Annotated in this window: 9 protein-coding genes; all 9 read right to left on the bottom strand. The window is 46.3% G+C overall.

The window, feature by feature from the left end; translation table 11 throughout:
• Positions 1-152: 152 nt before the first annotated feature.
• A complete protein-coding gene (locus AC23P2_RS21435; protein WP_487775102.1) occupies positions 153-1,364 on the bottom strand; it encodes a hypothetical protein in 1,212 nt (403 codons plus the stop codon).
• Positions 1,365-2,061: 697 nt separating this feature from the next.
• Positions 2,062-2,850, bottom strand: coding sequence for a 2-oxo acid dehydrogenase subunit E2 (locus AC23P2_RS21430; RefSeq protein WP_487775101.1), 789 nt, complete (start codon positions 2,848-2,850; stop codon positions 2,062-2,064).
• A 27-nt stretch (positions 2,851-2,877) separates the two neighbouring features.
• The gene (locus AC23P2_RS21425; protein WP_487775100.1) at positions 2,878-4,326 is read right to left on the bottom strand and encodes an aldo/keto reductase; all 1,449 of its coding nucleotides are present in this window, start codon (positions 4,324-4,326) and stop codon (positions 2,878-2,880) included.
• A 10-nt stretch (positions 4,327-4,336) separates the two neighbouring features.
• Positions 4,337-5,785, bottom strand: a complete 1,449-nt coding sequence (locus AC23P2_RS21420; RefSeq protein WP_487775099.1) for an APC family permease — start codon at positions 5,783-5,785, stop codon at positions 4,337-4,339.
• 24 nt (positions 5,786-5,809) lie between these two features.
• Entirely contained in the window at positions 5,810-7,333 is a 1,524-nt protein-coding gene (locus AC23P2_RS21415) for a DUF459 domain-containing protein (protein ID WP_487775098.1), read from the bottom strand.
• Between the two features lie 32 nt (positions 7,334-7,365).
• A complete protein-coding gene (locus AC23P2_RS21410) occupies positions 7,366-8,241 on the bottom strand; it encodes a 3-keto-disaccharide hydrolase (RefSeq protein WP_487775097.1) in 876 nt (291 codons plus the stop codon).
• A 224-nt stretch (positions 8,242-8,465) separates the two neighbouring features.
• Positions 8,466-10,097 carry a RagB/SusD family nutrient uptake outer membrane protein gene (locus tag AC23P2_RS21405; protein WP_487775096.1) on the bottom strand — a complete coding sequence of 544 codons (1,632 nt, stop codon included), beginning with the start codon at positions 10,095-10,097 and terminating at the stop codon, positions 8,466-8,468.
• 45 nt (positions 10,098-10,142) lie between these two features.
• Positions 10,143-13,592 (bottom strand): TonB-dependent receptor, encoded by a 3,450-nt coding sequence (locus AC23P2_RS21400; protein ID WP_487775095.1) that lies wholly within the window; start codon positions 13,590-13,592, stop codon positions 10,143-10,145.
• A gap of 80 nt (positions 13,593-13,672) precedes the next feature.
• Positions 13,673-14,755 (bottom strand): FecR family protein, encoded by a 1,083-nt coding sequence (locus AC23P2_RS21395; RefSeq protein ID WP_487775094.1) that lies wholly within the window; start codon positions 14,753-14,755, stop codon positions 13,673-13,675.
• Positions 14,756-14,946 lie beyond the last annotated feature (191 nt).

Genomic DNA, 14,946 nt, shown 5'->3' with positions numbered 1-14,946 from the left:
ACTTCAACAATAACTCCATAACAAAAGAAAAAGGTTTGGTGAGCACTCGCCGCTACCGAAGCTTTCGTTCAACAGCGGTTTCATCGCTTGGCTTTCAGCCACGACGAAACCTTAGTTATTAGCGGTTCGGTGTTCTATCTCAATTAATGTTGTCATATTGTCGGAAAGTGAAAAAGCATTACTTCAACTTGGATTTTTTTATTGCTGTCATCAGGTAAAGAAAATTCGTAGTTAATAGAATGCTCATAGGTGTCCTTGATATGTTTAAAGTAATTCTTATGTTGAGTAATCTCTGTTTTTATTGTTGTTACAATGTTTGAGATTTCCTTTTGGTTAACAAAAAATATTAACGCAGTCTTAGAGTCTCTGTGTGTCAAGTAGCCCAGTAATTGGTCAATGGCTTTAAAAAATTCTTTTTGACCTTTCCAAAATTTACACTCAGCAACAAAAAGATTTGTTCCGTCCTTAGCGTATTTCAAAAGAATGTCCGTCTTGCCTTTTTTATTGAATGCTTCGCCAACCCCCGTTGTTGCTTCATATCTTGTTTCAAGAAACAACAAGAAAATGTCTCGTAAATCTTCTTCGTGTTTGTCTTTGTAAATTGAAGGTTTACGCTCTATTGCTTTACCAACATTATACAAAACTTCTCTTATGTCGGCATAAACTTCTTGTTGAAGAATTGGAACTTTTTCTTTCGCAACAGTTTTACTCGTTTCTGTCGCTGGTATGGGAATTGCTTTTTTTATAACCGTTGGTGGAACTAAATATTCTGTTGATTTTGGATTTACCTTCAATCCAATTTTTTCCATAAAGTCTAACTTTTGAGAAACAACACCTTTTCTGCTCTCTAATGATTGTTTGATTAAATTTTCAAGTCCGTCATTCCAAGGTTTGATTTCAGCGTGTATTCTCGGCAAGTTTGATTTAAGTGTTCCAATAATTTCATTGACTTTTGAAAAATAGGCGTTTTCATCAAGTTTGTCTAAAACTATTGTTGCAGTAATATTATTGAAATTTATAGAAACGCTTTTGTCCAGATACACAACAGTTGAAGTTGAAGGGTAGCAAAAGAAAAGGTCTTTGTTTCCTTCAAATGGGATTGTAACAAATATTTCAAATACCTTTTGTTGGTATGTTTCACGAAACATATTTTGTCGTTGAACACTTGTTTCTTTGGGTTCAGATGGCTTTGGTTCTTTTATGTCAATAGGATAGATGGTGAATTCTGATTTTAGTCTGTCAACTAATGCTACAACGTCTGTTGCGTCAGTAATTTCAAGTTTACCAATTTTCTCTGATAATGACTTTCTGTAATGATTGACAAAGTCATTTAGAAAATACTTATTGAAAAGGTTACCCATCATAGTGTAAATATATTTGTCTTTAATACTTTGCTGTCATTTATTGAGTGGTCGTCATACACTGACCGCTAACTCCTAAATATGCGAAATTTTTGCAGTAATACTTGTATTTATTTTAACTATACCAATATTTTACTACACTTTTGAGGGCGTAGTTTTTATATTATGTATAGCTACCATTCTTGCAAAAACCCCAAAAATCTCGCCCACTTCACAGCCAAAACGACGCCAATCATAACGTTTAGTTCAAAACTAATTAGAAGAGAATGAGGGGGGAAATGGCCTTTATCCTTTTTTTCTACTAAGATTTAGCCTCGCTGAGGCTTCTTTTTTTATGCGTTCAACCTAGATGTGCATGCCGTTTTGTAAATATATACCAAAGATTAGTTGATTTCAAAACTAACTGCCTAATTTCTATTTTTTTCAAATGGGTGTAGGCTTCTCCTTCGTCGAAGTGACAAAAGCCTTCGTCGAAGTGACAATGGGTTCGGTTCGTCGAGGTGGCAAAAGCTGCGGTTGGGCGGGTTGTGAGCAACCCTTTGCATGTTTGATGGCGCGAGCGTCTCCGCTCGTGCTGGGTATTAAAAGGCTTCTGGCCTGGGTAACTGCGTAGCGCGTTGTGCTGTTCGGTGTTAGACCTCTCCTTTGTCGAGGTGACAAAGGGGGAGCGTCGAGGTGACAAAAGGGGGCGTCGAGGTGGTTAGGTTTCGAGCAGGTGAGGTTGGGCGATGACTTTTTTGAGGTATTTGAATAGTTTTCCGCCGTGCGAGGCGTCCACCACGCGGTGGTCGAGGGCTGCCCCCAGCGAAAGTATCGTACGCGGCACGACTTGCCCCTCCACCACCCACGGTTTTTGGGAAACGCCCCCCAAAATCAACACAAACGAGACATTGGCCGAGGGAAACAGGGCGGGGTAGCCCATGTCAAGGCCAATGCTGCCGATATTGGACAGAAAAAACGCCCCAAAACTGTTGGCCGAGATGCCTAGCCACGGAATCGTGAGCCCCAGCCGCACCGTCAAGTACCGAATCAGGCGATAGACGTAGTCGCGGAAGGGCCAAGGAATGTGCGCAAGGGTTTCTTTCTGTTTTTTAGACTTTTCATCGCCCTTTTGCGCGTTTTGGATAGCTTGGCGCAGAGCGTCGGCCAAGGTCGTTAAGGTATAAGTATCAATGTGTTGCATTTTTACCGAACCCATTTCTCCATTGGCCATCAACACACTCACGGTAGCATCAATACTCGGAAAAGGTACAATCGTTCCGCGCTTGACGTAGGTGTTAAATTCGGGCACCTCATCGCGAAGGGCGCGGGCGGTTGCCAACAGAAAAAAATGCGTAAGCGTTATCTTCACGCCTGCTTTGCGCCGCTGCTGAATGTATTTTTCTAAGTCGGTAATATCCACTTCTACCGAACCAAAAATTTTCGAGTCGTTGGGCTTTTGGTAAATCGTGGAGGCCGTTTTTCGCCAAGCGGTATTCAAATGGTTCATTCCCTTCAGTTCAAATTTCGGTGTCAATTAGTGCTCGTCCAGCATCGCCTCGGCTTCCATTTCCACCAAGTATTCGTCCCCAATCAAATCGGCACGCACCATGGTATTGGCGGGTTGAATGTTGGCAAAGCGAGCTCCGTGGGCGCGCGCAATCGGCTCCCAATCGTCGATGTTACGAATGAAAATTCGGGTACGGACGACGTCTTCGAGGCGTGCGCCCAAGGATTGTAACGCTCCTTCGATTTTGTCGATGATAAAATGCGCTTGCGAAGCGGGATCGGTGCCGCCAATGGCCAGGTGTCCGTGCGTAGCCGTCGTTCCCGATACCACAATTTTATTCCCCCGTTTTACTGCGCGACTAAAACCCGCCAGGTCTTCCCAAACGGTGCCGCTTAGGGCGTGCGTACGGCCATCGTGGCCTATTTTGGTGGCGTAAGGCGCAGGAAAATTGTTGATGTGATGACTCAAATCGCCCGAAGCCGTCAGGAAAGGCGGTTTACGGTATTCATCCCCGCAGTCACCCGCAATCGGGCGTAAATCGTCCAAAGCCGATTCAATGAGGGCGGTGTCTTCCGCCGAAAGTTGGGTTTCAAAAAGGCGGCGATTGGAGGCAATGTGCTCGCTTTGGCTGGGGCGAGCGCCAATAATCACCCCTGCCACACCCGCTTGCTGCATGATGTAGCGACTGGCAACGTTGGCCATGTCAATCGAATGACTTTGGGCAATGGCCGAGAGCGTCGAAAGCAGTCGTTGAAACTGTTGCCAGCTGCCCGTTTGGTCAATAAAACGCTTGTACTTCATCTGCGACCAAGTCGCCAACTGCTCCATCGAAGGTTCGGGTTGGTGAAGCCATTTTTCGCTCAAAAACCCACCCGCTACCGTCCCAAACGCCAGTAAATGAACACCATACCGTTGGCATACGTCGAGCATTTGGTGTTTGGCTCGTTGGTCGAGCAGCGAAAAACACACTTGGTTAGACACGACCTGAATGCCGCTATCCAGCACCATTTTTAGGTGGGCGGTATCAAAATTGGTAAGCCCCAAGTGTTGGATAAGCCCTTCTTCGCGGAGCTCCTGCAACCAAAACAGTTGGTCGAGCCAAGCGGGGTCAGCGTAGTTCCACGCGTGGTACTGGAGCAAATCGAGGGTATCGAGCTGCATTCGTTGGAGCGACGTGTGTACGGCTTCGCGCACCTTCTCTTTGGTCAATTTCCCTGGTGTAGGCACCCATTTGGTCAAAAGTTGGAGGGTGTTTTTGGGAAGGTATTTTTTGTGTAAAATCCCGACAATGAGTTCGGCCGAACCGTAGTGGTCGGCCATGTCGAAAGTGGTAAAACCTGCTTCTACGTAAGGAATAAGTGCTTTGGCGGCGGCCTCCAAATCGAGGCTTCGGCCGTCGCGTTCCATGTCTGCGATTTGCCAAAGTCCCGTTAGCACGTTAGAAATCGGGAAGTTGGGGGTTAAAAAAGTTTGCATCCGAAGAAAGTTATTTGAAGGAGTTGGTTCGCATTTTTCGTCCATAAATGAGGCTTGCTAGGAGCATCACCGTCAACCACACGTAGGTAGAATGAAAATACCACGCACTCACGGAAGCGCGGAAGTCTTTCCAGATGTGAATCCCCAAAAAGGCCGCCAAGCATACAATGCCCGCCCACGCCAATAGACGACGGAGGAAAGGCGAGGTAAGCACGCTGATTCGCTGGGCAATGGCAGGATTACGAATGGGTAAGGTCAGGAGCGTAATGCACATTAACAGAAAATTGACCAACATACTCGTCACCATGATGTCGATACCCAGAAAAAAGTCACTGGCAAAATGGCTTCCAAGGATACCAATCGTGGCCATGCCTCCGCTCAACGCTAAGGCGCGTTTAGGCGTGTGCGTATCAGGGTCGATGTCGGCAAGGCTTTTGGGAAAAATACCATCTTCGGCCCACGCAAAAAGCAACCGTGAAACCGATAGCAACATGGCGGGGAGGTCGTTGAGGAGGGCAATCGTTGCCCCCACCAAAATAGCAACGCCCCATTGAGGGGATAGTAAAATACTAAAAAGCCCAGGGGCCGAAATGTCTTTTTTGCTGGCTTCTTCTGCAATGTAGTGCCACGGAATAGCGTGGTAAACGGCCGAGGTAAAAACAAAATAAAAACACCCCACTACCACCACGGCCAACGCAATGGCGCGAGGGAGCAAACGCGCGGGGTTTTTGGCCTCGCCACCCGCCTGCGCAATGGAATCGAAACCGATAAAACTGGCAAACAACACTGCTCCCGCCGACAAAAACGTATTCCAGTCGAATACGGCTTCGGTGGTGATGGCCAACTGACGATGCTCTTTGGCCGCCAAGGCTTGGATAAAATCGGCATGTGTGTAGTAAAAACCCGCCACAATAACAATGGCACCAAGGACAAACATCAGTACCATGAGCGGAATGAGGGTACGCTCATAGAAGGCCAGGCCACGCATGTTGATGCCCACAAAGCTCCAAAGAAGTACCAAGGCCAACGTCAGCCGAATCCACCCAACTTCGAGGTAAGTAGCGGTGGTAGTCCACCCAACTGCCTCGGCGATGTCTCTAAAAAAAGGAACGATAACGTAACAAATAACACCAATGACAATGGTGAGTCCGAACCATTGGGAAAAACTGGCCACAAATCCCAAATAAGGATGCAGGCCACGGCTGGCAAAAACGTAGCTTCCTCCTGCTTGGGGCATGGCCGACGCCAAACTAGCGTAAGCAAAAGCCGCCAACAAAGCTGGTAAGGCCGCCAACAAAAAAGCGGGAAGCACGTACGGGCCAATCCCAGGTACATTGCGCTGAATCATAATAGGGACAATGTAAATCGAAGCCCCAATCATGGAGCAAATCCCTGTGGCAGTCAGGCTCAGCAATCCCAACTGACGCGAAAGTGTTGGAGATGAATCGGGTTTAGTCATTTTGCGAATGTAATGACAAAACGCTTATTTTTTGCCAAAATCGCGATTTAGTACGCCCCCAATCACGTTTTTCCAAATTTCGTACCCTTTCTCGTTGAAATGAAGCTTGTCGCCAATGTACAATTCGGGTTGGTATTTGCCATCTTTCCCCAACAACTGCGGCATGGTTTCTATGTAGTGCAACTGTGGGGTCGATTCACAGTAATTTTTTAGCAAAGCATTGGCTTCCAGAATCTTGTCTTGCACCGCCCAGCGACGTTCGTTGGGAGAAATGGCAATCCAGTAAATCGCGGCGTTGGGAAGCTTCGCCCGTATGTTTTTTACCACCACTTTGTAGGTTTCGAGAATTTGTAAAGGTGTTTTGTCGAGCGGCGAATCGGCAATGTCGTTGCTTCCAGTATATATAACTACCGCTTTGGGCTGGTGTTTACCCAAAATCTGAGGAATGTAATAGGCCATTTCGGCTACGGTAGAGCCACCAAAGCCACGGTGAATGATTTCGTGCGGGGCAAGGTCTTGCTTGATGTTTTTCCACAAACGGACAAACGAACTGCCCGTTACCAAAATCGCATTTTGGGTATAGCTTTCGGTTTTGTCAGCTTGCTCAAAAGCAAGAATCTCGTTCTCAAAACGGGTGACGTTCAACTTACCTTTGAGCTGCGCTGCCAACCAATACCCCGCCTCTTCCAGTGCTTGGGTTTGTTTTGTTTTATCGTTGTCGAGGGTATGCCCTGTGTTTTCGTAGAGACGAATGCCCGTCGGAATCCCTAACGCCAGCGAATGCTCAAAAACGACTTGGCTCCCGTATTTGAAACCATTGTACGACAGCGAAGAATCGCTCGGCACGAGTTTATCCGCCACGCCATGAACATTGAAGTTAGGAATGTCACCTTTCTGAATCCAGCGGTAATCAATCATTGCTCCCCAGCAGTTAATCACGGCTTTTACTTTCGACGAAAAGCCTGCGTTGCCACTGTTTCCTTCCAACCTTCCCCAGCGCTCGGTGTTGACGTAAGCAGGTACTTCTTTCGCATCCAAATACGCCGCGTGCAGGGCAGTCATGGCCCCCGCCGAACCTCCCATGAGATAGATTTGAGTGGTATCGATTCCGTACTGTGCCGCATTTTTTCTAAAAAAACGAATGGCCGCTTTGGTGTCTTGCACGGCGCGGTACATGGCTTCAAAATAGCTTTTTTCGCTTTTGGGTTCTTCTACGCCCAACCGATAGTTGATAGAACCACAGACGTAGCCTCTTTTGGCCAATCCATAACTAAACAACAGCGGATACCCCACTTTTTTATCTCCTCCCGTAAAACCACCCCCGTGTACAAACACCACGAGCGGGCGTTTTCGCAGCGTATCGCCGTGCGGACTATACACATCCAGCAGCAGTTTTTCTTTTTCACCCTTGATGTTAAGCGCCTCGCCGTAGCCAACATTGATGACGGAGTCGATTTGGGCAAAGGTTTCGTGTTGGTAGCGCAGTGTATTTTGGGCAAAAACCGACAACGAACTCACGCAAAGAAGGAGGGCAAAAAATGATTTCATGATAGGCTAGGTAGGTTTGGACAAAGGTTAGTTTAACGACATTTTGCAGGGTTATTTTTGACAAAATAGCTGCGAAATGCTTTTGATTTAGGGTCTTTGCAACCTTCCAAATTGAGCAGCTTGATGTTTCTAAAATCAATTTCTTGTCCTTCACTTTGGAGGGCTATAAAGCCTTCTTTGAGCAGTTTTCCGTCAATTTTTTGGGCGGGGTCAAAACGGTTGGCTACCCCACCGCCTATCTGCGGTTTTTCGTATTCCAGCACTTTTTCGCCGTTGATAAAATGTTGTACCAACGAATCACCCAACACAATCAAATCGGCTTTTACCCATTCTTCTTTTGGGTACGTTTTAGAAGTAGAATTGATACAATGGCGCGGGTCTTTTACCCCTTTAAAAATAACGTCCGTACCAGGCGAACACATGTTGCCTGTGGGACGCGGTTTCCCGTCGCCGAGGCCAGCCAAAAACTGCATTTCGACCGAAATTGGCCAATCTTGTTCTTTGGGCATGGTTTTGGGGTCTTGCGAATGAAACATTACCCCGCTGTTGAGCTTCGTATAATCGGGGGCGTCTTCGCGCCAAATGCCCGTAAAACGATACTCCATCGACAAATGATAGTACGAATAAGGCGTATTGAAATAAAGGTGACCGTAACGTTCGTTGAATTTATCGTACTTGTCGTAGCGCACTTTGATGATTCCATCTTCCACCCGAAACGTCTCTCCATAATTATCGCCTGTTTCGTGGTGGTGGATTTTGACAGTCCAATTTTTGATGTCTTTACCATTGAAAAGATTAATCCAATCTTCTTTTTCTTTGGCCGTTGGCGCGGTAAAGGAGAATTGGGCAACGACAGGAATCAACAACAAGTAAGACGCCAAGCGTGCGGATAAAAAGTTAGACTTCATAAGGATGTACAAGGGGTTAAATAGAAACTCGTCACTACTTCAAGAAGAAGAGAGTAATTTCCTAACTTAGTTATCTGATAATTTTTTGAGAAGTAGCTAAAAAAACGCCCTCCCAACATCGTTTGCTGAGAGGGCGTTACAAACAAATTAAGCATATTAGTCGGGTTGTAAGCAACCCTCCACACAGAGAATCGGGTTGTGAGCAACCCGATTCACGTGTTTTTCTACCATCCTGGATTTTGTTTGAGGGATGGGTTAAGGGCTAACTCGTTGATTGGCAATGGCCACAAATAATCCTTAGCAGGATCAAACTTACGGAAACTTGCCGCTTGTACTTGGATATAATTGTCAGGGGTTAAGTTGACCTGAACCGTTGTACCAAACTCCGTTTTGAAGAAATAATTTCCTAAAATTGGTTTTGGCATTTCGGTTTCTGCCATTTTCCAACGGTTTAAATCCCAATAACGGTGGCTTTCTTGCGCCAATTCCACACGACGCTCGCGACGGATTTCATCACGCATGTTCAAGCCATTTTTCGTCACAAATTCGTTGGTCAATTTAGGCAATCCACCACGGGCACGCGTGCGGTTGAGGGTCAACTCCAAATCTGCATCGCTGATATTTTCGTCCAATTCAAAGCGAGCTTCGGCATAAATCAACAACACTTCGGCGTAGCGCAAAATCATGTAGTCCATCGTGGATGCTTGGTTATTCCAGTCATTGATGTCCGAATATTTGCGGAACGTAAACCCTGTTTTGGCAAATACCAAGCTCGGGACGTTGAACACAGGAAACGTCGCAATCCACGAGTCACCGCGCTTCATGTAGGTATCGCTCATGCGCGTATCGCGGTTTTGATAGACTTCCACCGTTGTGGTAGGGGCGGTGTACAGCGGCGACTTCGAGGTAGGCAAGCCATCTTTCATCAAATACGAATCAATGAGGCTTTTGGTGGGGTTCAAGTTTCCGTTTTCAACCGTTCCACGGAAGTAAGTGTGTGTCACGACGCGGTCGGTCTGTGATACCCCGTATTGTCTTACGATGATATTTTCTCGGTTGGCACGACCTTCTCCTGCGTATTGAAACAAGTTGAAGTAACCTCCCGTGTATAAATCGTGTTGCTTGCTGTCAATCACCGCTTTAGCGGCGTTGTAAGCCAGCGTCAGGTGTTTGTTGGGGTCGCCGTACTTATGAAATTTAGCACGTGTTCCTTCAAACAAAGCAACTCTTGCCTTAAACGCCAAAGCGCCCGTATTGGAAATGCGTCCGTAATCTGCCGTTCCCAACGCGGTGGGTGTAGGGAGTTTGGAAGCCGCAAAATCCAAGTCTTGGTAAATCTGCTCAATGATTTGGTCACGGGTAGCGGCAGGTTCTTTCAATTCGGCCGACTCGTCCGTCAATGTTTTCAAAATCAAAGGCACACTTCCGTATTTACGCAACAAATCGTAGTACCCCATGGCACGGAAGAAGCGGGCTTCTCCCACGTAGCGGTCTTGAATAGCCGCCGCCAAACTCGCACGTGGTGCTTTCTCGACGATATTATTGGCCGCCCGAATCAACCGATACGGGTTGCTATAGTTCCCGTCGGTGGCAGGTGCCAAACGTGTACCGTCGCTGATGTTGCTTACGGTTAATCCCGTCGCATCGTCCGACCAGTTGTCTTCGTTGTTAAACGCAGGCAAAAATGTGTATAAGTAGTTGGCAGCTGCCTTCAAATCGGCTTCCGAACGCCAAAATGTTTCGTCACTAATCGACGTTTCAGGGAGGCGGGTTACATCACAAGCTGAGAGGAAGGTCAGCCCGCATACCGCCGCTATTGCTACTTTTTTGGTAAGAAAAGAATATGTCTTGTTCATGTTATTTCAATTTAAGAGATACCACCTTTGTTCGATGTACAATGCTTAGAACGAGAGGTTTAAGCCGACAGAAGCCGTAGCAAAGAATGGATAGTCGTTTTCTACGTTGTCGCGGGTTTCAGGATCGTAGTATCCTTGGAAAACCCCTAAGCCCGAGATGGTAAACAAGTCTTGACCCGAGAAGAAGAACCTAGCCCGGGATACTTTGAGGCGCTCCGTCAAGCGGCTTGGCAAAGTGTATCCCACTTGAATGTTTTTCAAACGAGTATAACGTGCGTTCAGTACCCATTTATCCGACGATAGGTAGTTGTGAGTAGCTCCTACAAACGGACGCGGATAGGTAGCATTGGGGTTTTCTGGTGTCCAGTAATCGCGGTGGATACCGAGGGCTTGTTTCCAAGTCACCAACAACGGGGCAATCGACTCAGTAAGTGGGCGGTAGCTACGTTTTCCTACCCCTTGAAAGAAGGCAGAAAAATCTAAGCCTTTCCATTGGAAGCCTAAGTTAGCTCCATATAGCAGACGAGGATTAGTCGTTCCTAAGAAAACCATATCACCATAGTCTTCGGTCGTACCGCGTCCTACTGTCAGGCGGTTATCTCCGTTTTGGTCGATGTATTTTACGTCACCAGCATTCGCGCGGCTATCCTGAAACGCCCAAGATTTTACTTCATCAGCTGTTTGGAAATAACCCGCTGATTGGTATCCCCAAATGGAATTAAGTGGGTAGTTCTCAATGGTTCCATTGGTTCCCATTCCAACGATATTACGGCCAGAGAAACTAATGAGCTTATTGTTATTGTCCGAAAGGTTGAACGACACGTTGTAGTTAAACTCTTTACCAACCGTACCACGGTAACGCGCCTCTAACTCCCATCCCCACGATTTTAGCTCACCGTTGTTTTTACGAGGGGTGTTGATACCAATAGTGGAAGGCAACAACTGCGCCGTAAGCATGTTACGGTTGTATTTTACGTAGTAGTCGCCCGTGATTTGGAGTTTGTTTTGGAAAAAGCCCAAATCCACCCCTCCGTTGGTTGTTTCGATAGTTTCCCAAGAGAGGTTGGCCGAAGGAATGGCGTTTTGGAAAATATACGTAGCCCGAGAATCACCCAACACCAAAGCTGAGCCTTGCGAAAGTTGGTTGAGGTAGTCGTAGTTACCAATGGTATTACCTAATGCACCACCAAGACGCCCCCAAGAGGCACGGAGTTTCAATTCAGAAATAAAGTTGAGGCTATTTCCAAACCAAGACTCGCGGTGTACGTTCCAACCTACTGAAGCCGACGGGAAGATTTTCACTCGACTTCCAGGCGCCAACTTCGAGCTTTCGTCTTGGCGAAGTGTGGCTTCTACTAAGTACTTGTCGGCGTAGTTGTAATTAAAACGTCCAAAAATAGACTGAAACGCGTTCGTAGCAATTCCCTGACTGTTGACTTTCGTTTTTTCGTCGCCTAAGTTGAGGGTAGGCAGGTCGTTACTCACTAAGTTACTAGCGCGGTTGAAAACTTGACTGTAGCGGTACGATTCCCACTGATAACCCGCAAAAAGGCCAAAATTGTGCTTAGCTCCGATTTTGAAATCGTAGTTCGCTAACAACTGAATGTTGGTATTTTTTGTCAACTCGTTGGTGATTTCGTAGGAATTTACTTGGTTGAGGTAGCTCAAAATCCGTGAACGTCCCCAAAGCGGCACCGTACGGTTGAAACGGTTTCGGTCGCCACGACGGTACTGCGTTCCTACAACCGCACGAAGGTTCAAGCCTTTGACCAAACCGCTGTGCTGGAGTGTAAATGTTCCGTCGAAGAAATTCTTGAAAAGGTTATTGTAACCTCCTGCTTCCATGGTTGCATAAGCGGTGGCTGCCGACCCTGCTCCGTTGTAACGACCTTCAGGCGTGAAAAACGGTGTACGAGTACGCAAACGGTAGATTTGGTACAACAGACCGCCTCCGTTAACATCGGCTGCGGGAGTTTTGGTGCGCTCTCCAGTGTAAGCAACCCGCGCATCAAGTGAGAGTTTTTCGGTTAATTTTGCACCTAAATTAAGGCGAAGGTTGTAACGTTCGTTGTTATCAGGCCCTACTTTAAACACCCCATTTTTACCATAAAAACCACCCGAAAGCATAAAGTTGAGCTTGTCAGTTCCACCGCGCACGGTCAAGTTGTGGGTTTGCATCGAGGTGTATTTTCTCAATACTTGGTTGGTCAACGGCTCTTGGTTATAAAACAAGTAAGTGGAAGTATCCGCAGGGTTAACAACATACGGAACGTTGTTGCGAATCTGCTCCAAATCAAAGTCTGAGTACTCAGGACCACTGCCTGAGTTTTTACGGGCCAAGTTAGAAAACTCAGCTTCTTCCAACAACGACATCCGACTAGGAACGTTGATCGACCAATCGGTTCCAAACTGAGAAAGGTAATCAAACGTAACCTTACCCGATTTTCCTTTTTTGGTCGTCACCAAAATTACCCCACCCGCGGCTTGTGCGCCGTAGATAGCGGCAGCAGCCGCGTCTTTTAAGACACTGATATTTTCAACGTCGTTGGGGTTCATGGTTTGGAGTGTCGAAATAGGCACGGCCACCCCGTCCAAAATCATCAATGGATCCACGCTTCCGTTGGCCGTCGTTGCTCCCCGAATCTGAATGCTGACACCTTCACTACCAGGCTGCCCTGTAGTACGTTGAATAATCAACCCAGGCGAAGTTCCTTGCATGGCAGTAGCCAAGTTACTAGAGGGACGGTTTTCGATGGCTTTTGAATCAATGGTCGAAACGGCACCCGTCATGTTTACTTTTTTCTGAACACCGTATCCTACCACTACAACCTCTTCGAGGCTTTTGTCATCGGCCGACAATTTGACGTTGATAATACTCTGATTACCAACCACAATTTCTTGTTTGATATAACCAATATAAGAAAAAACCAACACTGATTTTGCATCAGGCACCGACAAGCGATAGCCCCCGTTGGCATCGGTGGTAGCGCCACGCGTTGTGCCTTTTACTTGTACGCTTACGCCTACAAGCACTTCGCCCTTATCATCAGTGATTTTTCCAGTCACCGCTTGATCGAGCGCTTGGGTAGTCAATAAACTGGGTGTTTGCTGGGGAATGGGCAACAGGCTCACTTCTTTTTTGAAGAGCGCAATTTGCTTGCCTTTTACTTCGTAGCCAATTTTAAGCGGGTTGAGCACTTGCTCAAGCACTTCTTTCAGCTTTTCGTTTTTGGCATCTAAATTGATTTTTTGAGATACTTTAATTTCGCGCGGATTGTAGATAAAGCGCACGTTGGTTGCTCGTTGAAGTGTGCCTAGGGCTGTTTTTAAGTCTTCATTGGCAAGCTTTACGGTTACTTTTTGCTCCAGGGCTTCCTGAGCGCTTGCGTCGTGGGCGTGAGATACTCCCATGAACAGGATTGCAATCAGCAGCTGTGTCAATGAAATCCTCATGAGCGTCCAGCAGAAATTGGGTTTGTTGTAGATTTTATCCATGATGAAATATGTGGTTTTATCATGGATGGCGAACCGAAGCCTAAAATACTGCTTTTTTAAAATTTTTTTCTAAAAAAATACTATTTACATCCTCGGCTATGGATAATGATTTGAGCATCAACGATTTCGTAAGTCGAGTGCGTGATTTTGCAGATAAGATCAAGTTTATCAAACAGCGACTCGTCGGAAAGGGTAGCCGTCAGGAAGCAATTTTCGAGGACTTTTGCATCATAAATCACGGAGATACCGTAGGTTTTTTCTATCAAATCAAATACTTGGCTAACAGGCGTTTCATCAAACGAATAGCTACTAACGGGTGTCTCAACAACTGCGGCTGGCGCTTCCACGATAGATTTTAAAAAGCGTTTTTCGGGTATCGAAAAAGCCACTTGCTGGTTAGGGGTAAGTACCACTCCCGCTTTTACCGCTTGTTGGGTAGTTGTCGCTTTTTCTAAGTCTTTTCGGGTATAAACCGATACGCGGCCCGTTTTGACCACCACTTTGGCCTCATCAGCCTCCGAAAATGCTTGAACCATAAAGCTTGTACCCAATACTTGGGTAGAAATATAGTCGGTATAAACCCAAAACGGCTGCTGGGGATTTTTCGTAATGTCAAAAAAAGCTTTCCCTTCTAAATAAACCTCGCGCAGTTGGGCACGAAAAGGTTGTGGATACCGAATTCGGCTTTTGGGATAAAGCGAAATGATACTTCCATCTTGCAACGAAATTTGTTGAATGCGGTCTGTTTGATTGGCCTGTTCGAGATAATCATCTTTGAAAGCTATAACCGTTTTGCTGTCATTAAGAACCAAGGCATTAGGTCGAAAATAAGAATATGCCCCCCACCCCACGCCCAAAAGCAGAAGGATAGAAGCCGCCCATTGGAACAAAGGGAACTGCCAAAACCGAGAAGGAGTTTGCGGAGGGGCTTGAAGAATCTGCTCTGTAATGGCCTCTAATTCCAACTCTGGCAAATCGGTTTCATTTTCTTCTAAGGCCAACAAAAACGCCTTGGCCAAATGGACTTTTTCGCGACAGTCGGGGTTTTCAGCAAGCCATTGTTGCCAAAATTGGGTACTATTAGGCTCGTATTCCAGCACCCACTGACGAAACGATTCGTCACGGGCAAAGTCCTCTAGCTGATACGAGCGGTAATAATTCATTGGGTAATAGGAATGTTTTTCTATTCAGATGGCGCTAAACCAACTAATATACTCCTTTCTTCTTTAATTTTTTTTACATGCTTGAACAAAGTTGCAGGGCTAAAGCCTCCACATGGGGGCGTAGCCCTCAAATCTTCGTAGTAAAAGCCCCTATCTATTGACAAAAGAAGGGGCGTTAGCCCTGACATCTG

Source organism: Runella sp. R0.1_18 (genome assembly GCF_057652155.1).
This window is presented reverse-complemented; position numbering and strand designations above follow the sequence as displayed.